This window comes from Pseudomonas migulae NBRC 103157, assembly GCF_002091715.1.
Lineage (GTDB): Bacteria > Pseudomonadota > Gammaproteobacteria > Pseudomonadales > Pseudomonadaceae > Aquipseudomonas > Aquipseudomonas migulae_A.
Genome location: NZ_BDAG01000051.1, coordinates 1 through 25522 on the forward strand (window position 1 = coordinate 1; position 25522 = coordinate 25522).

The following is a 25522-nucleotide window of genomic DNA, read 5'->3' on the forward strand; positions in this document are numbered from 1 at the left end:
GGCGTCGTTACATTCAAAATTCATGTCGAATGACACGGCCTCATCGCGAGCAAGCCCGCTCCCACAGGTTCAGATCTTCAGGGTTCCGCAGATACAGGTCACTACAGAACCGCCAATCCAGATTTCGTCGCCGATCTTTTCGACCTGAATACGCCCCGCGCGTCCCATCGTCAGGCCCTGGCTGACCACGTAGGACGTCGGCGCCAGCCCCTCGCCAAGCAACCACTGGGCAATCCCGGCATTCAGGCTGCCGGTGGCGGGGTCTTCCGGCATGCCGTCGCCAGAGATGAATGCGCGCACTTCGAACTGTGCATCATCGCCGTCGCGCTCCGCATGCCACGGCGCGATCACGCCGACCGCGAGGCCCAGCATGTGTGCGTGATCCGGTTGCAGATCCAGTACCTGCTGGCGATCCTCGACCATCACCGCCAGCCAGCCCGCGCCGTTATCAACCCACTGCGCCCGCACAATGGCGCCCGGTTCCAGCCTGAGCCCGCGCCGGACACGCTCCATCACATCAGTCTCAACCGGCCCGGTCCTGAGCAGTGGCGGTGCGAGAAAAGCCAGCTGCGCGCCTTGTCGACGCACCCGTACCAGGCCGACGCCGCATTCCTGAATGATCTCTTCGCCCTTGGGTACGCCGCCGGCTTCGAGCCAGGCATGACAAGTGCCCAGCGTCGGGTGACCGGCGAACGGCAATTCGTTCAGGGTGGTGAAAATCCTGACCCGGTAATCGGCCCGGGGGTCCTGCGGCTCAAGGATGAACGTGGTTTCACTGAGGTTGGTCCACGCGGCGAACGCCGCCATGCGCTCATCGCTGAGCTCGTCCGCGCCGAACACCACGGCCAATGGATTGCCCTTGAGCGCGACGCGGCTGAAGACATCTACTTGCTTGAAATCGAATGAATGCATGGCCTGCCCTGGTCCTGAGAAATCGAAACGTCCTATTTGGGAATTTCCAGCCCGCGCATCACCGCCGGCCGCGCGAGGAAGCGCTCCAGCACCCGTGTCACGTTAGGGAAATTCTTGATGCCCACCAGGTCGCCCGCCTCATAGAAACCGATCAGGTTGCGCACCCACGGGAACGTTGCGATGTCGGCGATGGTGTAGCGTTCGCCCATGATCCAGTCGCGCCCTTGCAGGCGTCCATCGAGCACTTTCAACAGCCGTCGGCTTTCCTCGACGTAGCGATCCCGAGGGCGTTTGTCTTCGTAATCCTTGCCGGCGAATTTGTTGAAAAAACCGAGCTGGCCGAACATGGGTCCGATCCCGCCCATCTGGAACATCAGCCACTGGATCGTCTCGTAACGTGCCGCCGATTCCTGGGCCAGCAACTGCCCGCTCTTGTCCGCGAGGTAGATCAGAATCGCCCCGGACTCGAACAACGGCAGCGGCTTGTCATCCGGACCATGGGGGTCGAGGATGGCCGGGATCTTGTTGTTGGGGTTCAGCGAAAGAAACTCGGGAGACAGCTGATCGTTGGTATCGAAACCCACACGATGAGGTTCATAGGGCAGCCCGATCTCTTCGAGCATGATCGACACCTTGACGCCATTGGGGGTCGGCAAGGAGTAGAGCTGAATCCACTCGGGGTATTGAGCCGGCCATTTTTGGGTAATGGGGAACGCAGACAGATCGGTCATGGGAAGGATCCACGAAGAGATTGAGAGAGACGATCATAGTGTGAGCAGCCCAAGGGGGCGAAGTCCGGCGTATCGATATTGATGATTAGCAAGATCAATGTATTGCAGCCTTCCCCGGGGCCATCCCGTGTACCGTGTCCATAAATCCGCAACATCTCGCCGGTAACCTTTGCTTCAACCCGTTCAAGGTTGTCGGTGGATGGCTGCCTGCTCCGCCGGAATCGAACCAAACGGGCTTCAGTGGACTCTGAGTGTTGCCCTTTCGGAAACGGACCGGCTTAACGACATGGAAAACACCCGACGCTGGGAGCGCGGGGTGTAAAGGTTTGTCAGCCTTAACCGAATGCGCTGAAGACTCCCTAATTCCATGATGAACCCTTTGAAATTCCTCCAACGCTTCAAGCATCGCGCGTATGTCGTGCTGCCCTCACTGTTGGCGGCCAGTGCGCTCTTTCTGTCGCTGGAATCGAGCGAAAGTCGCGCCCAACCGGTGGACGGCACCCAGACCCTGGTGTTCCTGCGCCACGCCGAGAAACCTGCCGGCGGCCTCGGCCAGCTCAACTGCCAGGGCCTGAACCGCGCCATCGATCTGGCGACCCTGCTCCCGGAAAAGTTCGGCAAGGCCAATTATGTGTTTGCGGCCAACCCGACGCGCAATGTCGAGGAAGGCGAACTGGACAATTCCTACAGTTACATTCGCCCCCTGATGACCATCAGCCCCAGCGCGATCAAGCTCGGTTTGCCGGTGAACATTAACTTTTCGGCCAACGACACCAGCGACCTGGCCGATGAGCTGCTCCACGACAAGTATCACAACGCGGTGATCTACACCGCCTGGTCCCATGGCTACCTGCCCGAACTGATCAACAAAGTTGCTGGCGAAGCCATCGGCAAGAAACAGAAGATCACTGAAGACTGGGAGTCCAGCGACTACGACTCGCTGTTTGTGCTCACGCTGACCTGGCACAACGGCAAGGCCAGTCTGCAGAGCCACAGTTACAAGCAAGGGCTGGATAACGGTCGGGAAACCTGTCCGACTTGAGGGTGATGGTTGAAATTTTGTAGCGGCTGTCTGGGCCCTATCGCGAGCAAGCCCGCTCCCACAGGAGGCAGTGTCGAACACAAATCTGCGTTCCACCACCAATCACTGTGGGAGCGGGCTTGCCCGCGATGGGGCCCGCAGATACACCATCACCCTCGCAGACTGTCACGGTCTTGCAGGTATTCGATAACCGCCCCCCGCTCCCCGGCAAACTCGATCCGCGCGCCCTTCTTCTCCCGCTGAAACACATACATCGGGTCGTAATACTCACGCAGCAACCCCTCAATCCAGCCCCGGTGCAAATCCACCGCCCCGCTGCGCGCCTGCTCCGCCAGCGCATCCTCCATCAGGATCAACATCCGCCGATGACGCTCACCGCCCAGTCGCTTCTGAACGTTGTTCAGGCTCGCCAGCAAGCGCTCGGAAAACAGCCCGAAACCTTCATCGCCATGCACGTCGATGAACTCGGCAGACAAGTTCACCACGTAATCACGCAGGATCCGTTCGACCCGTCCTTCAAGGCTGTCTTCGAGCCAGACCATCGGAAATTGCTGCATGCCCTGATACAGCGGCAACGGCAGCGCGCAACTGCCGATCGCACGGCTTTCGTCTTCCAGCACAAACTGCTCGATACCGCGACTGCGCTTCTTCAGCACGTCCACGGCCAGGCGGTTTTCAAAATCGATGTTGGACGGCTGGCCCGTAGCGCGCTTGCCGAAACTGGAGCCGCGATGGTTAGCGTGGCCTTCAAGGTCCAGGCCGTTGCTCAGCTGCGTGAGCACTTCGGTCTTGCCGGTGCCGGTCATGCCGCCCAGCAGGACGAAATCACATTGAGCCACCGCCTGATCTATCGTTCCCAACAGGAAGCCACGCATGGCCTTGTAGCCGCCACCGACCCGCGGATAATCGATACCCGCCTCGTCCTTGAGCCATTGCTGGACGATCTGCGAACGCAAGCCACCGCGAAAACAATACAAAAGCCCCTCGGGATGAGCCCGGGCAAAATCGGCCCAGGCTTGAACACGCCCAGCCTTGATCTCGCCAGACACCAGCTGATGCCCCAACGTAATTGCCGCCTGCTGCCCGTGTTGTTTGTAGCAGGTGCCGACCCGTTGCCGCTCGCTGTCGTTCATCAGCGGCAGATTGATCACGCCGGGGAAGGAACCCTTGATGAATTCGACCGGCGCGCGGACATCCATCATCGGCCGGTCATTGAGGAAAATATCGCGGTAATCGGAGAAGTCGCTGGACATCAGAACACCTCGACCGCGTTCGTCTGTCGCTCGACCAGCTCACCGATCGGCTCAAGTGTCAGGCCCAGTTCGGCAGCGACGCTGAGAAATTGTTCGTTGCCCTCGGGAGTGACCGCCACCAGCAGACCACCACTGGTTTGCGGATCGCACAGCACGCGTTTGTGCATCTCCTGCAGGCGCCCGAGTTTGCTGGCGTAGCTGTCGAAATTGCGCAGCGTCCCGCCCGGCACACAGCCCTGGTCGAGGTAATACTCGACGCCCGGCAGACGCGGCACGCGGTCGTATTCGATGCGCGCTGTTACATTGCTGCCATCGGCCATTTCCACCAGGTGCCCGAGCAGGCCGAAACCGGTGACATCGGTCATTGCGGTCACGCCGTCGAGCTTGCCGAAACGGCTGCCGGGTTTGTTCAGGGTGCACATCCAGTCGCGGGCCAGGCCGATGTCGGCGTGGCGCAACTTGCCCTTCTTCTCGGCCGTGGTGAGGATGCCGATGCCCAAGGGTTTTGTGAGGTAAAGCAGGCAACCGGCGGTGGCCGTGTCGTTGCGCTTCATGTGGCGTTTTTCCACCAGCCCGGTGACGGCCAGGCCGAAGATCGGCTCCGGCGCATCGATGGAGTGCCCGCCCGCCAACGGGATACCGGCTTCATCGCATACCGAACGTCCGCCGCGAATCACTTCCCGGGCAATCTCCGGCGCCAGCACATTCACCGGCCAGCCGAGAATCGCGATGGCCATCAACGGATCGCCGCCCATGGCGTAGATGTCGCTGATGGCATTGGTGGCGGCGATGCGGCCGAAATCGAACGGGTCATCGACGATCGGCATAAAGAAATCGGTGGTCGAGACCACGCCGCGTTCTTCATCGATGGCATATACCGCCGCGTCATCGCGCGAGGCATTGCCGACCCAGAGCCTGGGGTCAAGGTTCTGCGCCCCGCTGCCGGCCAGAATCACTTCCAGCACCTGAGGGGAAATCTTGCAGCCACAGCCTGCGCCGTGGCTGTACTGAGTTAGACGGATCGGCTCGCTCATGGAGTGCACCTTGTGAAGTCGGTGCGGAGGAGTCTACAGCGACTGCACAAAATGCGCTGAGTCGGGCATAACGCAGAGCTAATGTGGGAGCGGGCTTGCTCGCGAAAGCGGTGTGTCAGGCAACGGAGATGTCGACTGGAACACCGCTTTCGCGAGCAAGCCCGCTCCCACATTGATCGGGTTAGGGCAACAAAATCACCTTGTCGCCACTGCCCTGATTCACCTCGGCATAGCGCTCCAGCCCTTCGGCCAACGGCGATTCAAGCAACCCTTGCGGCAGCGGCAACAAATCCTGATCGAAAAACCGGCCGAACTGATCGAGCATCGCCGCGCACGCCTGTACCCCGTACAACAGCGAGTTGATCCCCACCACCGAACCGCCCTTGCGATACAACGCCAAGGCGGGCAATTGCACCAGACCATCCACCGGCGCGGCGATGATCGCGATGCGGCCGAACGCTGCCAACGCGGCGACCGAGGCCGGCAGCCAGAACCCGGTGGTGTCGAAAATCACGTCTGCGCCGCCGGCATAGACCGCGTTCACCTGCGCGCCTAAATCCTCGGGTTTATCCAGTTGCAGCGTCTGATAGCCCTGAGCCTGCAAGTCCTTCACCTGCTCCGGCCGTCGCGCCGCCGCCAGCACCTGGGCACCGCGCACCTTGGCCAGCGCCAGCGCCGCACTGCCGACTGCGCCGCCGCCGATCACCAGCAACCGTGTTTGCGCGGTCACCAGGCTGCGTTCCAACGCATCCCACGCCGTGGTGTAAGGCACGCCGAGGCTGGCGGCCTGCGCGAAGCTCAAGTGGGTCGGCTTGAGTGCCACGCCGTTGGCCGGCAATTTCACGAATTGCGCATGGGAGCCGTCGGCGAAAAAACCCAGTTCCCGGCCAGTGCCCCAGACCTCCTGACCGATCAATGCCTGCGGGCCTTCAACCACGACACCAGCGAAATCACGACCGGGAATCCGCGGCAACGTGGTGTAGGGAAATCGCCCCAGCACGTTCTTCACATCGCTGGGGTTGAGGCCGGCGGCCTTGATCTGCACCAGCACTTCATCGGCGCCGGGAACGGGAGTCGGCACTTCGACATAGCGCAGGGCCGAGAGGTCGCCGGTTTTATCGAACTGCAATGCTTTCATGGGAGTGTCCATCGAACAGGGGAAGAGATTCAGGAGATCCAGCCAGAGACCAGTTGTCGGCCCATCGGCCACAATTTTTCACCGGCGAGCATGCCCAGCAGGCCCACCAGCGCGATGGCCGGGGGTGCGGGGGAACGAAAATCCAGTGCGCCGTAGAGCAAACCGACGCCCAGACCGATGACCAGCGAGATGAGGTAGCTCATGGCAGACTCCGTGGGCAATTGAGGGATGCCCAAAGTCTAATGACCGGCAATGGCGAGCATCGGCCAAGTGCTTCTGAATTTCGGCCAAACCACCTGAAGACCTTGTAGGAGCGAGCTTGCTCGCTCCTACAAGGTCGTGCAGAACAGCGACGGCGCAACACCCAGTTCCCGACGGAACATGTCGCTGAAGCTGCTCGGCGAATAGCCCAGTTCCCGGGCAATCGTGCTGACGGCCACGCCCTGAATCAACTCGGCCGCCGCCGTCGCCAGTTGCACTTGCCGTCGCCACTCGGCGAAGCCCATGCCCAAACCGTCCTTGAACAGCCGCGCCAGGGTACGCACGCTGGCCCCGGCGTTTTCGGCGTGTTGTTCGAAGGGAATGTCCAGCGACGGCGCAGCCATGACCGCCTGACACAGGTTCATCAGGCGCCGGTCGGAATCGTCCGGCAAGGGGATTTTCAGCAGCGAGCGCCGGGCACGTTTGAGTTCCAGCAGCGCCAGCCCGACCAGCGCGTCGTAATACTCCGGCGCGCCGTCGTCACCCTGCTCCACCAGGCCGATGATCAGCTCACGCAGCAACCCGCCCACTTCAATCACCTGAACCGTGGCGTCCAGCGTCGCTGCCAACAAGGGCCTCAGGTAGATGTTGCGCATCTGCAGGTCCGAGACCACGCGAATGCCGTGAGGCACGCCCGGCGGCAGCCACACCGCCCGTTGCGGCGGCACCACCAGCGCTTCATGAGGCGTCTCGACCCACATCACCCCGCTCATCGCATACAGCAACTGGCCCCACACATGCTCGTGAGGCTCGATATACAACCCGCGCGGGTAGGTGCGCGCCAGCGGTTGCACGGGCACATCGGTGTCACTCAGGTCGGGGGGCGCAGCAAGGGCCATGGGCAGCAATCATTGGGGATTTTCAGAGAATGCATGGTAACCAGCCGCACGCCTTGTCGCCACTGGCGGCCGCCGTCTGACAATCCAACTGAATTTTCCGCAACCCCGACGATCCCTTTATTACCACAGGGAGGAATACGGGCTTTATGAACAACGCAAAACTTTTCGTCATTGAATACACCCTTCATGGCGCCCCCAAGTCTTTCATTATCCGCCTGGACAAGATGGATAATGCGGAGGCCTGGCACTGGGCGAGCTGTGACGCCGGCGTGGGTCGAATCCCGCGATTTGGGCGGGAAAAGGTGCAGAAGACCAGTAAACCGATGGCAGAGAAATTTGGCGTGGAAAACGTCACGTGGCGGCCAGCGAACTGACCGAGGGGAGAAAGATCAGCAGGGATAGCTGTGCATTATCTGTAGAAGCGAGCTCGCTCGCGATGGACTAACGAGCGGCGCGCTTAATCAGAAAACACGCGTTATCGTTAAAGTCCATCGTCGGAATGCCGCCCGGAGACAAGCTCGCTCCTGCCGTCAGCCATGGGCGCACTTGCACCCTTTGCTTGCGCATTCTTCACCGTGTTCGTGATGCTTGGCGCACGCTTCGCAGCAGTAGTGTTTGCCGTGGCGGGCGATCGGATGCTGACCCAGTTTGCACGAGCATTTCGGGCAGTCGCATTTACTTTCACTGTCGATCATAAGTCTGACTCCATTGTTGTAGTCGTCAGGCGCGACGGATGCGCACCGTATCATCAGTGTAGGAGCTGCCGCAGGCTGCGATCTTTGATTTTTCGTTTCAAAAGCAAGATCAAAAGATCGCAGCCTCCGGCAGCTCCTACGGTAAAAAAATGGTGTCAGGCCTGCCGCGTACTGCTGCGATACATGAACACCAACGCCAACCCGAGCAACACCATCGCCAATACCCGGCTGCCGGACAACTCGATCGCCGGGTTGCCCAGCCAGCCGAAGTTATCGATCAGCATCCCCATGCCCAGTTGCCCGACGATCACTGCTACCGTCGCGACCGCCGTGCCGACCCGCGGCACCGCACCCACCATGACCATCATGTACACCACGCCGAATAATGCGCCGCTGAGTTGCCATTTCGGCACGTCCAGCAGACTCACGGCGTGGGCCGGTTCGAAAAACAGGATCAGCAAGCCGGTGCTCACCGCGCCCACCACGAACGTCAGCAAACTGCTGCGCAGCACGCCGACCGTTTCGCCCAGACGTCCGTTGATCGCCGCCTGCACACTCAACACCGCACCGGCGACCACCACCACCGCCAACAAAATAATCAGATTCATCATCAACCCCGAGCAATCAGAACAAGTGCCGCGACAATCAGCAGCAAGGCCAGCCACCGTTCACCGTTGACCTTTTTGCGGGTGGCGCCGAACCAGCCGAAATGGTCAATCAGTACGCTTTTACCGACCTGCCCGGACAGGATTGCGATCATCGTCATCGCAATGCCGATGTGCGGCGTGGCCAGGGTCAGCACCACCACGTACATCGGCCCGAGAAAACCGCCGATCAACTGCCAGCGCGGCAACGTGTTCAACGCCGGCCCCTGTTGCGGACCACTGAACAACAGCAGCAGGAACAGAATCGCCGAGCCCACACCGAAGATGCTCAGCGTCGCCCACAAGTGCCCGACCTGGACGCCGAGGGGGCCGAGCAGACCGGCCTCCACGGACAGGCCCATGCCGGCGAGGATGACCAGCGGCAAGAGCAAGAGTCGCAGCCCGGGTTTGCTCGCGGGAGCCGCAGCTATATCGATTGAAGAAGATTGCATAAGGAACACCTGTGTTAACGATCAATGCGCGATCCCTTGTAGGAGCCGGCTTGCTGCGGGCGGCGTTCCGACGATGGTGTGTCAGCCGCATTTGTGTCGACTGACACACCATCGTCGGAACGCCGCCCGCAGCAAGCCGGCTCCTACAGGGTTCGCATGGTCAGTGGAATTGGCGCGCATTATCGGCTGGCGCTGCTTTGCGATAAACGGGATCATACTGACAACACTTTTGCGAAATTCGCACAGCAGGAATCGTCATGCACGGCCTCAACGAATTGGGATTCAAGGCGCTTCGGCTGTTTGTCGCGGTGCTCGATCACGGCAGCTTTTCCGAAGTCGCACGCCGCGAGGGCCTGGCGCCCTCCTCGATTTCCCGGCAGATCCAATTGATGGAACAGGCCCTGAGCCAGCAATTGCTCTACCGCCACACCCGCGCCGTCTCACCCACCGAAGCCGGGCGAATGCTCGGCCACCATGCGCGATTGGTGCTGGTGCAACTGGAAGAAGCCGAGCAAGCCTTGCAGGAACAGCAAAGCGAACCCAGCGGGCTGGTGCGGATCAACGCCCCCGTGGTGTTCGGGCAGCGGCACCTGACGCCGTGGCTCGGGCGGCTGTGCGAGCGTTATCCGAAACTGCAACTGGATATCCAACAGACCGACAGCTACATCGACCCGCTGCAGGAAGGCGCCGACCTGTTGTTCCGTATCGGCCCGCTGCACGATTCGAGCATGCAGGCGCGCATTCTGGCGCCCCATCGCTTTCAAGTCGCGGCGAGCCCGGCCTACCTCGAACGCCATGGCACTCCGCAAGGTCCCGAAGACCTGGCGGCGCATCAATGCCTGGCCTACAAAGGCGTGACCGGCCAGCAGCGCTGGTTTTTCCGCCAGGGTCAGCAGGACTGGACACCCTTCTCGGTGAAGGGACCGATCACCGGCAACCACGCGGACACACTCACCCAGGCCGCCGAACAAGGTCTGGGGCTGGTGATGTTTCCGTCATGGCTGATCGGTGAAGCGATGCGCAATGGCACGCTGGTGCCGGTGCTGGGGGACTATCAGGTGTCCAACAGCCTTGAGCCGCAACAGATCGCCGTGCTCTGGCCCGGTAGCCGGCGATTGTCGGTGAAGGTGCGGACGGTGATTGATTTCTTTGTCGAGTGTTTTGGGCCGGTGCCGTATTGGGACAGGCCCTGACACCTGCAACACCGCAACCCAATGTAGAAGCCGGCTTGCTGGCGATAGCGTTGTGTCAGGCGCCATCAATGCTGACTGATGCACCGCTATCGCCAGCAAGCCGGCTCCTACAAGGTGTGTGGGTCAGATGCGGAACTGTCCGACCAGACTGCCCAAACGCTGACCCAGATCTGCCAGGCTGCGGGACGTCTGGGCGCCGAGCTGGGTTTCGTCGGCCACGTTGTCCACGGCCACCGCGATCTGATGCACGCTGCGGTTGATTTCTTCGGCCACGGCGGTCTGCTCTTCGGCGGCGCTGGCGATCTGCGCGTTCATCGAGTTAATGGTGCCGATCAGCTGGGCCATGGTGTCGAGGGACGCGCCCGCTTCGTTCGCCTGTGCAGACGTGCCATCGCCAGCCTCGCTGGAACGGCGCATCGCTTCCACCGCCGATTGAGTACCGGCCTGCAAGCGATCGATCATGCCCTGGATTTCCTGGGTGCTGATTTGTGTGCGGCTGGCCAATGCGCGGACTTCGTCGGCCACCACCGCAAAACCGCGACCGGCCTCACCGGCACGGGCCGCTTCGATCGCGGCGTTGAGCGCCAACAGGTTGGTCTGATCGGCAATCGAACGGATCACCCCGAGCACGCTGACAATCGACGACACGTCCTTTTGCAGGCTGTCGAGGGACACGCCACTGCTGCGAATATCGTCCACCAACGCATGAATCTTCACGATGCTGCCGGCCACCACACGCTTGGCGGCCTGGCCTTCTTCGTCGGTCTGCTGCGCGGCGACGGCGGCATTTTGCGCACTTTTGGCGACTTCCTGCGCGGCGGCGGACATCTGGTTGATTGCCGTGGCGACCTGATCGGTCTCGTGACGTTGACGCTCCATCGCCTGATCCGAACGCTGGGCCTGATCGGACACCTGATTCACCAGCCCGGTCAGTTGCGAGGTCATTTCGGTGATCTGACGCACCAGGCCATGGATCTTGTCGACAAAACGGTTGAACGAACCGGCGAGCTGGCCGAGCTCGTCCTGGCTGGTGATGGTCAAGCGCCGGGTCAGGTCGCCCTCACCCGCCGCGATGTCATCGAGGTTGGCTTTCATCAGGTTCAGCGGACGCAAAATGGTGTTGGCCAGCAGCATCCCGGCGGCAGCGATCACCAACAGCACCACCACGGCGATGCCGATGATGCTCAGCAATACGCCTTCCATGCGCTCCTGAACCTTGGCTTCGACCACCGCCACCTGCGCTTCGATGCCATCGAGGTTGACCGAGGTGCCGAAGGCCATGTCCCACTTCGGCAGGTATTCGGTGTAGCCGAGTTTCGGCACCAGCACCTTGGTATTGCCGGGCAATGGCGAGCTGTATTGCAGGTAGTGCGTGCCGTCCTTGGCGACTTTCACCAGGTCGCGGTTGACGTAGACGCCGTTCGGATCACGGTTGTCCTTGAAGCTTTGGCCCACGCCTTCGGGGCTGTTGGCCTTGAACAGGCGCACAGTGTTGGAGTCGTAGCCGAAGAAGTAGCCTTCCTTGCCGTAGCTGATGCTCGACAGCAATTTGATCACTTGGGCTCGCGCTGCGTCGTCACCCGGGGCGGCGGCGTCGTAGAGCGGTTTGATCGTAGTCATCGCCACGGCCACATAACTTTGCAGGGTGGCCTTGGCGTCGCTGAGCAGGCGCTGGCGCGTCTCCTCGACTTCCTTGCGAGCCTGTTCCTGCAGAACGAACAACGTGGTCAAGCTGATGACCAGCGCAAAGAGCAACACCGGGAGGACGGCAAGGGACAGGACTTTAGCCTTCAGGCTCATGCGCATGACGGTTCACTCATTTTGATTTTTATTGGCGTGGTTAAAGGCTTTAACGGCACGCGAAACCAAAAGTTGAGCCAGCGTCACACCGAACCAATGTGCGGGCATGCTCGCGAATGCGGTGTGTCAGGCAACGGATATGTCGACTGATACACCGCATTCGCGAGCAAGCCCGCTCCCACATTGGACCTCGGTTGTTTAGAGCACCATTGCCGCCACCCAGCCGAACGCCAGCAGCGGCAGGTTGTAATGCAGGAACGTCGGGACCACGGTATCCCAGATGTGGTGATGCTGGCCGTCGATGTTCAGGCCGGAGGTCGGGCCCAGTGTCGAGTCCGACGCCGGCGAACCCGCATCGCCCAACGCACCGGCGGTGCCGACGATGCACACGATGGCGATCGGGCTGAAACCCAGCTGCACGCACAGCGGCACGAAAATCGCCGACAGAATCGGCACCGTCGAAAACGATGAACCGATGCCCATTGTCACCAGCAGGCCGACCAGCAACATCAACAGCGCGCCGATGCCTTTGCTGTGACCGATCCACGACGCCGACGCTTCAACCAGCGTCTGCACCTGACCGGTGGCTTTCATCACTTCGGCAAACCCCGAGGCGGCAATCATGATGAAGCCGATCATCGCCATCATCTTCATGCCTTCGGTGAACAGGTCGTCGGTGTCGCGCCACTTGACGATGCCCGACACCGAGAAGATCACAAAGCCTGCCAGCGCACCGATAATCATCGAATCCAGCAGCAGCTGAATGATGAACGCCGCCGCAATGGCCACACCCGCGACCATCAGGCTCAACGGGTTGTACTGCACCGCGACCTGCTCGACCTGCTCGATCCTTTCCAGGTCATAGACGCGTTTCTTGCGATAACTGATGAACGCTACCGCCAGCCCCACGACCATGCCCAACGCCGGAATACCCATGGCATGGGTGACGTTGATGCCGCTGATGTCCACGCCGCTGCGGGCCACGTTGGCCAGCAGGATTTCATTCAGGAAGATGTTGCCGAAGCCCACCGGCAGGAACATGTACGGCGTGATCAGGCCGAAGGTCATGACGCAGGCGATCAAGCGGCGATCCAGCTGCAGCTTGGTCAGTACATACAACAGCGGCGGCACCAGCAACGGAATAAAAGCGATATGTATCGGCAGAATATTCTGTGAAGCGATGGCCACCACCCCCAGCAAACCGATCAACAGCCACTTGACCGAACCGCCCCCGCTGGCGTGCTGGCGATCGACCATGGCCAGGGCCTTGTCCGCCAATGCATGGGCCAGGCCGGACTTGGCAATCGCCACCGCGAACGCGCCGAGCAAGGCATAAGACAACGCCACCGTCGCCCCGCCGCCGAGGCCGCTGTTGAACGCCTTCAGGGTGGCGTCGATGCCCAGGCCGCCAGTCAGACCGCCCACCAGCGCGCCGATAATCAGCGCGATCACAACGTGCACGCGGGACAGGCTGAGCACCAGCATGACGCCGACCGCGGCAATTACAGCATTAATCATCGTTACCTCAAGGCAAGCGAAATGAGCCCGGCCGGTAATCTGCGAAGAGACGCCAGCGGGACAAGGAATGGGTTTTATTAGAGGGCGCGCACTGTGCCGGACCGCTGCCGCCTTGTCAAAGCCAACGCCCCGAACGCCAGATCGCCCCCCCTGCAGGAGCCGGCTTGCTGGCGATGGGGCCAGGAAAACCAATGCATGAGCCGAGGCCGCTATCGTCGGAGCGCCGCCCGCAGCAAGCCGGCTCCTACAGGGGTTCGCACCAGCGATTCGATTTTCGGCGGACAGCATAAAGAAAGCGGAATCACGGCCGTTACAGTGCAAAGTCTCAGATATTTATCGAATAAAGGACGTCTCCATGTCGCTCAGACAACTTTCCATTCAATGGAAAATCACCCTGCTGGCCGGGCTTTGCCTGGCGGGTATCGTGACCTTGCTGGTAGGTCTTTCGCTGTATCGCATGGAGCACAGCTCCGAGCTGGTGAAAGCCTCGAGCATGGAGATGCTCACCGAAGCCGCCCAGGCCCGGATCGAGTCCCAGGGCGAAAACCAGGCGCTGGGGATTCGCCAGCAGTTCATGGACGCCTATCAATATGGCCACGGCTTTTCACGTCAGGTGTTGTTCCTGCGTGACCAGGCCGAAAAACGCTTTCTCGATGCCTTCGACTTGCGTGAAGACCTGACCCGTCAAGTCAAGTCGGCGCTGCAAGCCAATCCGGAGTTGCTCGGCCTGTCCCTGGTGTTCGAGCCCAATGCGCTGGACGGCAAGGACGAACTGTTCGCCGGCCAGGCTGAGCTGGGCAGTAACGACAAGGGCCGTTTCGCGCTGTACTGGTCGCAACCGACGCCCGGCAAAGTGACGTCGATGGCGCTGCCCGAAACCGACATGGCCGACACCAGCACCGGCCCCAGCGGCGAACCCGCCAACGCCTGGTTCACCTGCCCGCGCACCTCGCTCAAACCTTGCGTGATCGAACCCTACTTCTATGCGATCGACGGCCAGAAGGTGCTGATGACCAGCATCGTGTTCCCGCTGATGGTCAACGGCAAAGTCATCGCTTCGCTGTCGGTGGACATCAACCTCAACAGCCTGCAAGCGGTCAGCCAGGACGCGAGCAAAAAGCTCTATGACGGCCAGACCAACGTCAGCATCATCAGCCCGGCCGGTTTGCTCGCCGGCTACAGCCCGGACACCAGCAAACTCGCCCAGCGCCTGGACGCTGTGGATAAAACCAGCGGCGCCGAGCTGATCCGCCTGCTCGCCACCAGCAGCAAAACTGCAAGCCTGCACAGCGACCAGCAATTGAAAGTACTGTCGCCGTTCCAGCCGATCCCCGGTGGCAAGTCGTGGGGCGTGCTGCTCGAAGTGCCGGAAAAAGTCCTGATCGGCCCGGCCGAAGCGCTGAAGAAACAACTCGATGACAGCAACACCGCCGGCACGTTGGTCGAGCTCGGCCTCGGTGTGCTGGCGGCGTTGATCGGCCTGTTGCTGGTGTGGCTGATGGCACGCAGCGTGACCAAGCCGATCCTCGGCGTGGCGCACATGCTCGAAGACATCGCCAGCGGTGAAGGTGATCTGACCCGGCGCCTGGCCTACGACAAAAAGGATGAGCTGGGCCAGTTGGCAGGCTGGTTCAACCGCTTCCTCGACAAGCTGCAACCGATCATCGCCGAAGTCAAACGCTCGGTGCAGGACGCCCGCAGCACGGCGGACCAGTCCTCCGCCATCGCCACGCAAACCAGCGCCGGCATGGAGCAGCAATACCGCCAGGTCGATCAGGTGGCTACCGCCTCCCACGAAATGAGTGCCACTGCCCAGGACGTTGCGCGCAGCGCCGCGCAAGCGGCACAGGCTGCCAAGGATGCGGATCAGGCCACTCGTCGCGGGTTGACGGTGATCGACCAGACCACCAGCAGCATCGACAACCTCGCCGCCGACATGAGTGCGGCGATGGTGCAAGTCGAGGGCCTGGCGGCGAACAGCGAGAAGATCGGTTCGGTGCTGGAAGTGATCCGCGCCATCGCCGAACAGACCAACCTGCTGGCCCTCAACGCCGCCATCGAAGCCGCCCGTGCCGGTGAAGCCGGCCGTGGTTTTGCCGTGGTGGCCGACGAGGTGCGCAACCTGGCTCGGCGTACGCAGGAGTCGGTCGAAGAAACCCGGCTGGTGATCGAGCAATTGCAGAACGGCACCCAGGACGTGGTGGGGTCGATGAACAACAGCCATCGTCAGGCGCAAGGCAGTGTCGAGCAGGTCAGCCAGGCGGTCACGGCGTTGCGGCAGATTGGCGATGCGGTGACGGTGATCAGCGACATGAACCTGCAGATTGCGTCGGCGGCAGAAGAGCAAAGCGCCGTGGCGGAAGAGATTAACAACAACGTGGCGACGATCCGGGACGTGACGGAGTCGTTGTCGGGGCAGGCGAATGAGTCGGCGCGGGTGAGTCAGTCGTTGAATAGCCTGGCGAATCAGCAGCAGAGTTTGATGGATCAATTCCGCGTCTGACTCAACGGACCTCGCCAATACCCCCTGTAGGAGCCGCCCGCAGCAAGCCGGCTCCTACAGGTTATCGGGGTTTTCAATTTCAGCGTTTGGGCAGTTCAATGACAACGCTCAACCCGCCCCACTCGCTCTCCTCCAGCCGCAACACCCCGCCCCACGTGTCGACGATGTCGCGCACGATCCCCAGTCCCAACCCATGCCCATCCGTCTGTTCATCCAGGCGCGTCCCCCGGCTGAACACCTGATCGCGCTGGTCCTCGGGAATCCCCGGCCCATCATCTTCCACGCTCAACTGAAATCCTTCAGCCGTCTCGACCACACTCAACCGCACCTCGGCATCCGCCCATTTGCAGGCGTTGTCCAGCAGGTTGCCCAACAGTTCCAGCAAGTCTTCGCGATCCCACGGCAACTGCAAACCGGCCGGCGCGCGATAGCTCAGTTCAAGGTGTTCGCCGTGGATCATGTTCAGCGTGGCGAGCAATCCCGGCAGTTCCGCATCGCAATCAAACAACGCCCCGGGCAGCGCATCGCCGGACAGCCGGGCGCGATTGAGTTCGCGGTTGAGTCGCTGCTGAACCTGTTCCAGTTGTGCCTTTAGAATCTTTCGCAGCTCGGGATGGGCATCGAGTTTTTCGCTGGACGCCAGGCTCAATAACACCGCCAGCGGGGTTTTCAAGGCATGCCCGAGGTTGCCCAGCGCATTGCGAGAACGCTTGAGGCTGTCTTCGGTGTGCGCCAGCAAATGGTTGATCTGCGCCACCAGCGGTTCAAGCTCCACCGGCACCTGATCATCCAGTTGCGAACGCTGGCCCTGCTGCAACTGGGCAATCTGCTCGCGGGCCTTTTCCAGTGGGCGCAAGGCGCGGCGCACAGTGATCCGCTGCAACAGCAGAATCAGCAACACCCCCGCCAGCCCCAGGCCCAGCCCCACTTGCAGCATGCGCTTGAAACTGTCGCGCACCGGTGTGTAGTCCTGGGCGACGCTGATGGAAATCGACTGGCCCAAACGGCGATAGTCCGAACGCAAGATCAGCAACTGCTGACCTTCCGGCCCCAGTTGCAGGTTGCTGTGCAGGCCGGGATGGTCGAGGCGCGGCAATTCCTGGTCCCACAACGAGCGCGAGCGCCAATGACTGTCGGCAAAATCGATGCGGAAGTAATGCCCGGAAAACGGACGCTGATAGGCCGGCGACAGGTGCCGCTCATCCAGTTGCAGCCCTTGCGGCCCACGCACCAGCGCCACCAGCAAGCTCTCGCTGTCGTTGCGCAGCCCCGCCTCGAGGTAGCGCTGCAAACCCATTTCGAATAGCCACAGACTGGTTTGCGCCAGCACCAGGCCGACAATCACCATCACGCTGATCAGCCCCAGGCTCAAGCGGCGCTGGATCGACCTCACTGCGCTTGACCGCCAAACAGATAACCCTGGCCGCGACGGGTTTCGATCACGCTGCGCCCGAGTTTGCGTCGCAGGTGATTGACGTGGACTTCCAGCACGTTGGAATCGCGCTCGGTTTCACCGTCGTAGAGGTGTTCGGCGAGGTGGCTTTTGGAGAGGATCTGCTCGGGGTGCAACATGAAATAACGCAGCAGACGGAATTCTGCGGCGGTGAGCTGGATGTCGGCGCCTTCGCGGGTCACGCACTGGCGACCTTCATCCAGGTGCAAGCCCGCCGACTGCAGTGTCGGCTGATTGACCTTGCCGTGGGAGCGGCGCAACAGCGCCTGGATGCGCAAGTGCAGTTCTTCAGGATGGAAGGGTTTGGTCAGGTAATCATCGGCGCCAGCCTTGAGGCCTTCGATCCGTTCGGCCCAGGAGCCGCGCGCCGTCAGGATCAGCACCGGCGTAGCGAGCCCGCCCGCACGCCATTGCGCCAGTACGTCGAGCCCCGGCAAACCCGGCAACCCCAGGTCGAGGATGATCAGGTCATAGGGTTCGCTGCTGCCCTGGTACACCGCGTCACGGCCGTCGGCCAGCCAGTCCACGGCGTAACCCTGGCGGTTGAGGCCGGCGATCAGTTCGTCGGCCAGGGGCACATGGTCTTCCACCAGCAGCAATCGCATCGGTCAATCTTCCTTGTCTTTCAGTAACTGGCCAGTGGTGGCGTCGACGTCCAGCTCACGGACCACGCCTTCGGTGGTCAGCAACTCGACTTCATAAATGTAGACGTCATGTTTCTCTTCAAGCTCGGCTTCCAGCAGTTTCGACCCCGGATAGCGGTCCATTGCCTGCGTCAAAAGCTGCTCGAGCGGCAGGATCACGCCCCGCTGACGCAGGCGCAGGGCTTCGTCCTGATCCAGGTCGCGGGCCATGACCACCGAGCAAAACGCCAGAAGCACCAGCGCCATGCGTGAAAATGAACACACCTTCATTACGTATCCTGATGATCCTTGAGAATCTGCCCGCTGACAGCGTCCAATTCCAGATCCCACTCAATGCCTTGCGGGTCGCGCAGCTCCACCTGATAGATGTACTTGCCGTACTCTTCTTCCAGCTCGGTTTCGGTGACTGTCGAGCCCGGGTGTTTGGCCAGTGCCGTGGCGTTGAGCTTCTCGAAAGACACAATGGTACCAGCGTCGCGCAGACGCAGGGCTTCGTCGGGGCCCAGGTCACGGGCGTGGGCGAGGCTCGCGGTCATGGCGATGAGGGAGGCGGTGATCAGGGCAGTCAGGGTTTTCATGGGGTGTCTCCGTATTTTTTATGCGTTGCGTACGGCGGCCACTTTAGCGATTCGAACTTAATTGAAACTGAATTGCCATCATCAGAGATGGCAACTCGATATCGCAGGCATACACAGCACCTGTAGGAGCCGGCTTGCTGGCGATGGCGCCTTTGAAATCGCCATCGCCAGCAAGCCGGCTCCTACAGGTTCTGCATCGTGTCGGTCGGCATCAATGTGAATGTCAGTCCGCCATCGTCGCACCGCCGCGCCCACAATGATCGCGCAAGTCTATAATCCCCCGCTTGCCAGACATCGAGACCGGTATGACCGCCATCCACATCAAATTCCCTTCCCTGACCCTCAAGGCCGGTCCTCGTGCCTTTGCGCGCATCCGCGAACACGGTTTGAACGCCGCCGATGTCGGCACGCTACCGGGTGCCGCTGGCGGACCGAAGGCGTTGGGGATTCAAGGTCTGGACCTGGCGCTGTTCGGTGAATGGCTGCCTGCCGCGCCGCGTGAACGGTCGCTGATCGGCGCTTCGGTGGGTTCCTGGCGCTTTGCCAGTGCCTGCCTGCCCGATGCTGCCGAAGGCATCCGCCGCCTCGGCCATCTCTACACCGAGCAGAACTTCGCCAAGGGCGTGACCATGGCGCAGATCAGCCAGAGCTCGCAGCGCATGCTCAATGACCTGCTCGACGGCCGCGACACCTCGATTCTGGACAACGCCCATTACCGACTGAACATCATGGTGGTCAAAAGCCACGGCCTGCTCGCGGACGATCATCGCGGTCGCCTCGGGTTGGGCCTGTCGTCGGTGATTGCCGACAACCTGCGCGGTCGCGCGCGGCTGTCGCGGCATTTCGAGCGGCTGATCATCCACGACCCGCGTCTGGCGCCACCGGTTCATGCGCTGAACGACTTCCCGTCACGTTTCGTCGCGCTCCATGCCGGCAACCTGCGTCAGGCCTTGCTCGCCTCGGGCTCGATCCCGATGGTGATGGAAGGCGTGCGCGACCTGCCGGGCGCCGGCGCCGGCGCCGGAACGTTCCGCGACGGCGGTCTGCTGGACTATCACCTCGACCTGCCCTACAGCGGCAACGACATCGTGCTGTATCCGCACTTCACCGACCGGGTCATCCCCGGCTGGTTCGACAAAACCCTGCCGTGGCGTCGCGCCTGCCCTGCGCGTTTGCAGGATGTCCTTTTACTGGCGCCGTCGAAGGAATACCTGGCGCGCCTGCCCTACGGCAAACTGCCGGACCGTAACGACTTCAAGCGCTTCATGGGCGATGCGCCGAGCCGGCAGAAATACTGGCGTGCGACGATGGATGAAAGTCGCAGGCTGGGCGATGAATTTCTCGAACTGGCCGCCAACGGTCGCCTTGGCGAGCGCTTGCTGACCCTTTAGTCAGGACAAACTGTTAAACTCGCCGCCTGCCCACATCGCCGCGGCGATCGCCACCTGACAGAGCTGATACCACCTGTGGAAATTTTCAAAGAGTTCACCTTCGAATCCGCCCACCGCCTGCCCCACGTCCCGGACGGCCACAAGTGCGGCCGCCTGCACGGTCACTCGTTCAAAGTGGCGATTCACTTGAGTGGCGATCTTGATCCGCATACCGGCTGGATTCGTGACTTCTCGGAGATCAAGGCGATTTTCAAGCCGCTGTATGAGCGGTTGGATCACAACTATTTGAATGACATTCCGGGATTGGAGAATCCGACCAGTGAAGTGCTGGCCAAGTGGATCTGGGGTGAGTTGAAGCCGTTGTTGCCGGAGCTTAGTGCGATTCGGATTCATGAGACTTGTACGAGCGGTTGTATTTATCGCGGCGAATAAATCCCTGTAGGAGCGAGCTTGCTCGCGAGGGAGGTCAACGATTACGCGTGCTTGCCGATGGAACGCGGTGCCTGTGCGTCCATCGCGAGCAAGCTCGCTCCTACAGAGAACTGCGTTTCGTCAGTGATGTAAAAAACAGCCTTCATTGGCTGTTTTTTTATGCCTATGCTTTTTGGCTGGTACCCGCCAAGAGGACACCCCCATGACTGACTGGCCGTTGGCTCAGACCTTTCGCTTCAACGGGCACTCCGTTCGCTACGCCGTACGGGGCGATGGCCCGCCGCTGGTGTTTGTGCATGGCACGCCCTTCTCTTCTTATGTGTGGCACCGGATTGCGCCGCACTTCATCACGTCGCACCGGGTGCACTACTTCGACTTGCTGGGTTATGGGCTGTCCGAAAAGGTCGAGGGCGATGTGTCCCTTGGCGTACAGAACGAGCTGTTGGCGCAACTGCTGGAACATTGGGGTCTGGAGTGTCCCGATGTGGTGGCCCACGATTTCGGCGGCGCCACGGTGCTGCGCGCGCATCTGCTGAACGGTAAGAATTACCGCAGCCTGACGCTGATCGACCCGGTGGCGCTGACGCCGTGGGGTTCGCCGTTTGTGCAGCATGTGCGCCAGCATGAGGCGGCGTTCAGCGGGCTGCCTGATTACATTCAGCAAGCGATCGTGCCGGCTTACATTCGCGGGGCGATCAAGCGGGAAATCCCCGACGAGGAACTCGCCCATTACGTCCAGCCGTGGCTGGGCGATCCGGGGCAAGCGGGGTTTTACCGGCAGATCGCGCAAATGGATGAGCGCTATACCCGCGAGGTTGAAGGGTTGTACCCGACGATTCGTTGCCCGGTGCAGATTCTGTGGGGTGAGGATGACCAATGGATTCCCATCGAGCGTGGCCGCGCATTGCAACAGATGATTCCGGGGGCGCAATTTCACCCAATCCCCAATGCCGGGCACCTGGTTCAGGAGGATGCACCGGAGGCCATCGTCGCGGCGCTGCTTCGGTTCCTGCCCCAATCCCCCTGAAAACACAATCCATTGTAGGAGCCCGCAGCAAGCCGGCTCCTACAATGGATTGTGTTTTTTCAGCCGCTTCGCCGATCAATGGCGGGCGTTTTCTTTCGCTGCCGTGGTCAATATTCACGTCCGGCCGATGCTCGATTGCCGCTGCCGCGCTAACGTATGTGTGACGGGCGTATTCGACATGCCAAGCGCCAACGCACCCTTACAAGCTCTCTAAAAGGATTCACCTGATGCACATCATCAACGCCCGCCTGCGCAACCAAGAAGGCCTGCATGAGTTGCACCTGGAAAACGGCCTGATCAGCAACATTGCCCGTCAGACCGAAGCGCCGACCCTGGGCCCCGATGATCTGGACGCCGGCGGTAACCTGGTGGTGCCGCCCTTCGTCGAGCCGCACATTCACCTCGACGCGACACTGACCGCCGGCGAGCCGCGCTGGAACATGAGCGGCACATTGTTCGAAGGCATCGAGTGCTGGGGCGAGCGCAAGGTGACCATCACCGAAGAGGACACCAAGACCCGGGCGAAGAAAACCATCCAGACCCTGGCAGCCCACGGCATCCAGCATGTGCGCACCCACGTCGATGTCACCGACCCGCAGCTGACGGCGCTGAAGGCGATGCTCGAAGTGCGCGAAGAAAGTCGGCACTTGATCGACATGCAAATCGTCGCGTTCCCGCAGGAGGGCATCGAGTCATACCGCAACGGTCGCGAGTTGATGGAAGAAGCGATCCGCATGGGCGCGGACGTGGTCGGCGGGATTCCGCATTTCGAATACACCCGCGATCAGGGCGTGAGCTCGGTGAAATTCCTGATGGACCTGGCCGAACGCACCGGTTGCCTGGTGGACGTGCATTGCGACGAAACCGACGACCCCCATTCGCGCTTCCTCGAAGTGCTGGCAGAGGAAGCCCGCAGCCGCGACATGGGTTCTCGGGTCACGGCCAGCCACACCACGGCCATGGGCTCTTACGACAACGCTTACTGCGCCAAACTGTTTCGCCTGCTCGGGCATTCGGGGATCAGCTTTGTCTCCTGCCCGACCGAAAGCATCCACCTGCAAGGACGCTTCGACAATTTCCCGAAACGCCGCGGCGTGACCCGGGTGAATGAGCTGCTCGAAGCGGGGATGAACGTGTGCTTCGGCCAGGATTCGATCGTCGATCCGTGGTATCCACTGGGCAACGGCAACATCCTGCGGGTGCTCGAAGCGGGTCTGCACATCTGTCACATGCTGGGGTATCGCAACCTGCAAAGCGCGCTGGACCTGGTGACCGACAACAGCGCCAGAGCCATGGCGTTGGGTGAGCGTTATGGGCTTGAACGCGGACGGCCGGCGAACTTGCTGATTTTGTCGGCGGACAGCGACTACGAGGTGATTCGCAGTCAGGGGTTGCCGCTGTATTCGGTGCGCGGAGGGAAGGTGTTGATGAAGCGGCAGATGCCGGTGGTGGAGTTTTTTGGCGAGCAACCCTGAGTTTTGCGTCGACAGTAATGACGCCTTCGCGAGCAAGCCCGCTCCCACATTTGGTCTTCAGTGGATACAAAGTATCTGTCAGACACAGATCAAATGTGGGAGCGGGCTTGCTCGCGAAGGCGATCCTGAGATCACCGCATCAACCGCGCCGTACCAAACAAACTGACCCGACTCAATTCACCGTCCATTTCCTCCAGCAAAACCGGCGCCGTACCACCGGGCATCACCACGTTCACCTCAACCGCCGCCACCCAACCCACCCGCCAGGCTGCACACGCCACCGCGATGGCACTGGTGCCGGACGACGCGGTCGGGCCTTCCCCGCGTTCAAACACTCGAGCGACCACTCGCCCTTCTGACTCCCGCATCGCCCATTGCAGATTGATACCCGCCGGACACGGTCGCCCTGCCCCCGTCGGCATGGCGTAGGCAATTTGCGTCAAGCCTTCGGACAACCTCGCTTCGCGCATCTGTTCATTGGACGGCAATGCCTGCACGTCCTCCACAAGCGTCACGCAGTGCGGATTGCCAACCCGTACGAACTGGCTGCGGGACCACGCCGGCTCCAGTGCCGACAGCGGTTGAACCTGGCTGAGTTCGCGACCGTTCATTGTCACCCCTTCAACCCCATGCGCACTGACCGCCTCCGGCCCGAACGCCGGTTTGCCCAGATCCAGCCAGAAACCCTGCACGCCGTCGACCTGCGCGGCGCTCACCGACGTTTGACCCGGAGAAGGCGTATCGGACTTGTCGTGATGAACCCTGAGCACACAGGCATCGCTGTCCGGAAAAAGCCCTTGGTCACTGAGCGCCCGGGAAAAAATCGTCAGCCCGTTGCCACTGCGCTCAGCCAAAGTCCCGTCGGTGTTGACGATCAACAGATCGAACGGCGGCGCTGATTGAAACGGCCCCACCAGCAGTCCATCGCAGCGATGGTCCTTGCTGCCGGGCGGTTGCGTGCCCGGCGCCCAGGCGCAGAACGCCTCGATGGCCGACATCGCCCATGCCGCGCGGGTTTGCGCCGCCAGACCGGCCTGTTCCGGTAAAGCGATCCCTTCGCGACGCACCGCGTCCGGCGCCACTACCGCATAGATATTGCCTCGAGCATCGTAAAACGGCGTCATGGCGCCTCCCGTATAATCATCGCAGGCGTGCAACATATCGCGAAACCGCGACGGGCTGTGCAAGGATGTCGCCCTGCCTGAACGCGAAACCGTCCGGACGCTGATCGAACCACACCGGTGAGTCACTGTCCCTTGGGGACGCGACGTTTTTTGCCAAGGATCGATATGACCAACCTCAACACCCAGACCACCTTCGTGCCCGGACGCCTGGAACAGATGTCCACGCGCGTGGCTTTTTTCATCGCCGGGTTCGGGATCGCCGCATGGGCGCCGCTGGTGCCTTACGCCAAAGCTCGGGCCGGGCTGGATGAAGGGACCCTCGGTTTGCTGTTGTTGTGCCTGGGGGTGGGCTCGATTCTGGCGATGCCGATGGCCGGGATTCTGGCCACGCGTTTCGGCTGTCGGCGGGTGGCGGTCGGTGGGACCCTGTTGATCTGCGCGGCGCTGCCGTTGCTGGCGACGGTGTCGTCGATTCCGGCGCTGATCGGCGCGTTGTTCATGTTCGGTGCGGGCCTGGGCACGGTGGATTCGACGGTGAACCTGCAAGCGGTGATTGTCGAACGGGCCAGCGGCAAGACCATGATGTCGGGTTTCCACGGGCTGTTCAGCCTGGGCGGGATTGTCGGCGCGGCGGGCGTCAGCGCCTTGCTCGGCTTCGGGGTTTCGCCGCTGGGGGCGATGCTGGTGGTGGTCGTGCTGCTGCTGATCGCGCTGTGCAAAGCCGCGCCGCACATGTTGCCGTATGGCAGTGAAAGTTCGGGGCCGGCGTTTGCCGTTCCCCATGGCATCGTGCTGTTCATTGGCGGAATGTGCTTCATCGTGTTCCTCGCCGAAGGCGCGGCGCTCGACTGGAGTGCGGTATTCCTGGCACAGGAGCGCGGAATCGACACGGCGTATGCAGGGTTGGGTTATGCCGCGTTCGCCTTGACCATGACCGTGGGCCGGCTGACCGGAGACGCGATTGTCCACCGCCTCGGGGCGACACGGGTGCTGGTGTTCGGTGGGCTGACCGCCGCTGGCGGTCTGTTTCTGGCGACATTCGCACCGAGCTGGGAGCTGGCGCTGGTCGGTTATGCGTTGCTGGGGGCTGGTTGTTCGAACATCGTGCCGGTGCTGTACACCGCCGTCGGCAAACAGACAGTGATGCCGGAAAGCGTAGCCGTGCCGGCCATTACGACGCTGGGTTATGCGGGAATTCTTTCGGGGCCTGCGGTGATCGGGTTCATCGCCCACGGCAGCAGTTTGAGTTTTGCGTTTGGATTGATGGCGGTGTTGCTGGTGGCGGTGGCTATCGGCGGGAAAGTGTTGAAAGTCTGAACACAAAATGTGTGTACGACGCTGAACAAGTGTGGGGCTTGCTCACGAAAGCGGTCTGTCAGTCAC

25 protein-coding genes and 2 pseudogenes are annotated in these 25522 nt (G+C 61.4%); 10 read left to right on the top strand and 17 right to left on the bottom strand.

Features of this window, described 5'->3' with window-relative positions; genetic code table 11:
* Positions 1-69 precede the first annotated feature (69 nt).
* On the bottom strand, positions 70-912 hold the full coding sequence (locus tag PMI01S_RS27400; RefSeq protein ID WP_084323214.1) for a PhzF family phenazine biosynthesis protein: 843 nt from the start codon (positions 910-912) through the stop codon (positions 70-72).
* A gap of 32 nt (positions 913-944) precedes the next feature.
* Positions 945-1643, bottom strand: coding sequence for a glutathione S-transferase family protein (locus PMI01S_RS27405; RefSeq protein ID WP_084323215.1), 699 nt, complete (start codon positions 1641-1643; stop codon positions 945-947).
* A gap of 367 nt (positions 1644-2010) precedes the next feature.
* On the opposite strand from PMI01S_RS27405, the gene PMI01S_RS27410 reads away from it, so the two are divergent.
* Entirely contained in the window at positions 2011-2685 is a 675-nt protein-coding gene (locus PMI01S_RS27410) for a histidine phosphatase family protein (protein ID WP_084323216.1), read from the top strand.
* Positions 2686-2834: 149 nt separating this feature from the next.
* Here the strand turns inward: PMI01S_RS27410 and mnmH are convergent, their stop codons facing one another.
* The 5 genes from mnmH to PMI01S_RS27435 form a co-directional block, all read right to left on the bottom strand.
* Positions 2835-3938 carry a tRNA 2-selenouridine(34) synthase MnmH gene (mnmH, locus tag PMI01S_RS27415; RefSeq protein ID WP_084323217.1) on the bottom strand — a complete coding sequence of 368 codons (1104 nt, stop codon included), beginning with the start codon at positions 3936-3938 and terminating at the stop codon, positions 2835-2837.
* Complete coding sequence (gene selD / locus PMI01S_RS27420) at positions 3938-4972, bottom strand: selenide, water dikinase SelD (RefSeq protein ID WP_084323218.1); 1035 nt, start codon at positions 4970-4972, stop codon at positions 3938-3940. Before selD ends, mnmH begins: the two co-directional genes overlap by 1 nt.
* Before the next feature lie 181 nt (positions 4973-5153).
* A complete protein-coding gene (locus tag PMI01S_RS27425; RefSeq protein WP_084323219.1) occupies positions 5154-6110 on the bottom strand; it encodes a quinone oxidoreductase family protein in 957 nt (318 codons plus the stop codon).
* 29 nt (positions 6111-6139) lie between these two features.
* Positions 6140-6313 carry a DUF1427 family protein gene (locus PMI01S_RS27430; RefSeq protein ID WP_084323220.1) on the bottom strand — a complete coding sequence of 58 codons (174 nt, stop codon included), beginning with the start codon at positions 6311-6313 and terminating at the stop codon, positions 6140-6142.
* A 126-nt stretch (positions 6314-6439) separates the two neighbouring features.
* The gene (locus tag PMI01S_RS27435) at positions 6440-7210 is read right to left on the bottom strand and encodes an AraC family transcriptional regulator (RefSeq protein ID WP_084323221.1); all 771 of its coding nucleotides are present in this window, start codon (positions 7208-7210) and stop codon (positions 6440-6442) included.
* A 146-nt stretch (positions 7211-7356) separates the two neighbouring features.
* Here PMI01S_RS27435 and PMI01S_RS27440 point away from each other — a divergent pair, with 146 nt between their 5' ends.
* Entirely contained in the window at positions 7357-7584 is a 228-nt protein-coding gene (locus PMI01S_RS27440) for a DUF6555 family protein (protein ID WP_059405408.1), read from the top strand.
* Positions 7585-7740: 156 nt separating this feature from the next.
* Here PMI01S_RS27440 and PMI01S_RS27445 read toward each other — a convergent pair whose 3' ends face one another.
* From PMI01S_RS27445 to PMI01S_RS27455, 3 genes are all read right to left on the bottom strand, one after another.
* Positions 7741-7905, bottom strand: coding sequence for a metallothionein (locus PMI01S_RS27445; RefSeq protein WP_084323222.1), 165 nt, complete (start codon positions 7903-7905; stop codon positions 7741-7743).
* A 155-nt stretch (positions 7906-8060) separates the two neighbouring features.
* On the bottom strand, positions 8061-8516 hold the full coding sequence (locus tag PMI01S_RS27450) for a DMT family transporter (RefSeq protein WP_174602688.1): 456 nt from the start codon (positions 8514-8516) through the stop codon (positions 8061-8063).
* Entirely contained in the window at positions 8516-9001 is a 486-nt protein-coding gene (locus tag PMI01S_RS27455) for a DMT family transporter (protein WP_084323223.1), read from the bottom strand. The genes PMI01S_RS27450 and PMI01S_RS27455 overlap by 1 nt, the downstream gene beginning before the upstream one ends.
* Before the next feature lie 257 nt (positions 9002-9258).
* Between PMI01S_RS27455 and PMI01S_RS27460 the strand changes: the two genes are divergently transcribed.
* Positions 9259-10194: a LysR family transcriptional regulator gene (locus PMI01S_RS27460; RefSeq protein WP_084323224.1), complete on the top strand. Its 936-nt coding sequence runs from the start codon at positions 9259-9261 to the stop codon at positions 10192-10194.
* Positions 10195-10317: 123 nt separating this feature from the next.
* Here PMI01S_RS27460 and ctpM read toward each other — a convergent pair whose 3' ends face one another.
* Entirely contained in the window at positions 10318-12000 is a 1683-nt protein-coding gene (gene ctpM / locus PMI01S_RS32635; protein WP_084323225.1) for a methyl-accepting chemotaxis protein CtpM, read from the bottom strand.
* A 192-nt stretch (positions 12001-12192) separates the two neighbouring features.
* Positions 12193-13509 carry a Na+/H+ antiporter family protein gene (locus PMI01S_RS27470; RefSeq protein ID WP_167362960.1) on the bottom strand — a complete coding sequence of 439 codons (1317 nt, stop codon included), beginning with the start codon at positions 13507-13509 and terminating at the stop codon, positions 12193-12195.
* 577 nt (positions 13510-14086) lie between these two features.
* On the opposite strand from PMI01S_RS27470, the pseudogene PMI01S_RS32570 reads away from it, so the two are divergent.
* Both PMI01S_RS32570 and PMI01S_RS32575 read left to right on the top strand, forming a co-directional pair.
* Positions 14087-15157: pseudogene (locus PMI01S_RS32570) on the top strand (methyl-accepting chemotaxis protein); the annotation flags it as partial.
* A 261-nt stretch (positions 15158-15418) separates the two neighbouring features.
* A pseudogene (locus PMI01S_RS32575) lies at positions 15419-16015 on the top strand (methyl-accepting chemotaxis protein); the annotation flags it as partial.
* A gap of 79 nt (positions 16016-16094) precedes the next feature.
* On the opposite strand, the gene PMI01S_RS27480 reads toward PMI01S_RS32575, so the two are convergent.
* The 4 genes from PMI01S_RS27480 to PMI01S_RS27495 are packed head-to-tail and all read right to left on the bottom strand — an operon-like array spanning position 16095 to position 18690.
* The gene (locus PMI01S_RS27480; protein WP_084323228.1) at positions 16095-17408 is read right to left on the bottom strand and encodes a sensor histidine kinase; all 1314 of its coding nucleotides are present in this window, start codon (positions 17406-17408) and stop codon (positions 16095-16097) included.
* Positions 17405-18073, bottom strand: coding sequence for a response regulator transcription factor (locus tag PMI01S_RS27485; protein ID WP_084323229.1), 669 nt, complete (start codon positions 18071-18073; stop codon positions 17405-17407). The genes PMI01S_RS27480 and PMI01S_RS27485 overlap by 4 nt, the downstream gene beginning before the upstream one ends.
* Positions 18074-18076: 3 nt before the next feature.
* Positions 18077-18382, bottom strand: coding sequence for a PepSY domain-containing protein (locus tag PMI01S_RS27490; protein ID WP_084323230.1), 306 nt, complete (start codon positions 18380-18382; stop codon positions 18077-18079).
* On the bottom strand, positions 18382-18690 hold the full coding sequence (locus PMI01S_RS27495; RefSeq protein WP_084323231.1) for a PepSY domain-containing protein: 309 nt from the start codon (positions 18688-18690) through the stop codon (positions 18382-18384). Before PMI01S_RS27495 ends, PMI01S_RS27490 begins: the two co-directional genes overlap by 1 nt.
* A 305-nt stretch (positions 18691-18995) precedes the next feature.
* On the opposite strand from PMI01S_RS27495, the gene PMI01S_RS27500 reads away from it, so the two are divergent.
* From PMI01S_RS27500 to codA, 4 genes are all read left to right on the top strand, one after another.
* Positions 18996-20081 (top strand): hypothetical protein, encoded by a 1086-nt coding sequence (locus PMI01S_RS27500; protein ID WP_084323232.1) that lies wholly within the window; start codon positions 18996-18998, stop codon positions 20079-20081.
* 75 nt (positions 20082-20156) lie between these two features.
* Entirely contained in the window at positions 20157-20513 is a 357-nt protein-coding gene (gene queD / locus PMI01S_RS27505) for a 6-carboxytetrahydropterin synthase QueD (RefSeq protein WP_028621713.1), read from the top strand.
* Positions 20514-20715: 202 nt separating this feature from the next.
* Positions 20716-21540, top strand: a complete 825-nt coding sequence (locus PMI01S_RS27510; protein ID WP_084323233.1) for an alpha/beta fold hydrolase — start codon at positions 20716-20718, stop codon at positions 21538-21540.
* A gap of 227 nt (positions 21541-21767) precedes the next feature.
* Positions 21768-23015, top strand: a complete 1248-nt coding sequence (gene codA / locus PMI01S_RS27515; RefSeq protein ID WP_084323234.1) for a cytosine deaminase — start codon at positions 21768-21770, stop codon at positions 23013-23015.
* A 131-nt stretch (positions 23016-23146) separates the two neighbouring features.
* Here codA and PMI01S_RS27520 read toward each other — a convergent pair whose 3' ends face one another.
* Complete coding sequence (locus PMI01S_RS27520; protein ID WP_084323235.1) at positions 23147-24139, bottom strand: diaminopimelate epimerase; 993 nt, start codon at positions 24137-24139, stop codon at positions 23147-23149.
* A 165-nt stretch (positions 24140-24304) separates the two neighbouring features.
* On the opposite strand from PMI01S_RS27520, the gene PMI01S_RS27525 reads away from it, so the two are divergent.
* Positions 24305-25456 (top strand): MFS transporter, encoded by a 1152-nt coding sequence (locus PMI01S_RS27525; RefSeq protein WP_084323236.1) that lies wholly within the window; start codon positions 24305-24307, stop codon positions 25454-25456.
* The last annotated feature ends 66 nt before the right edge of the window (positions 25457-25522 follow it).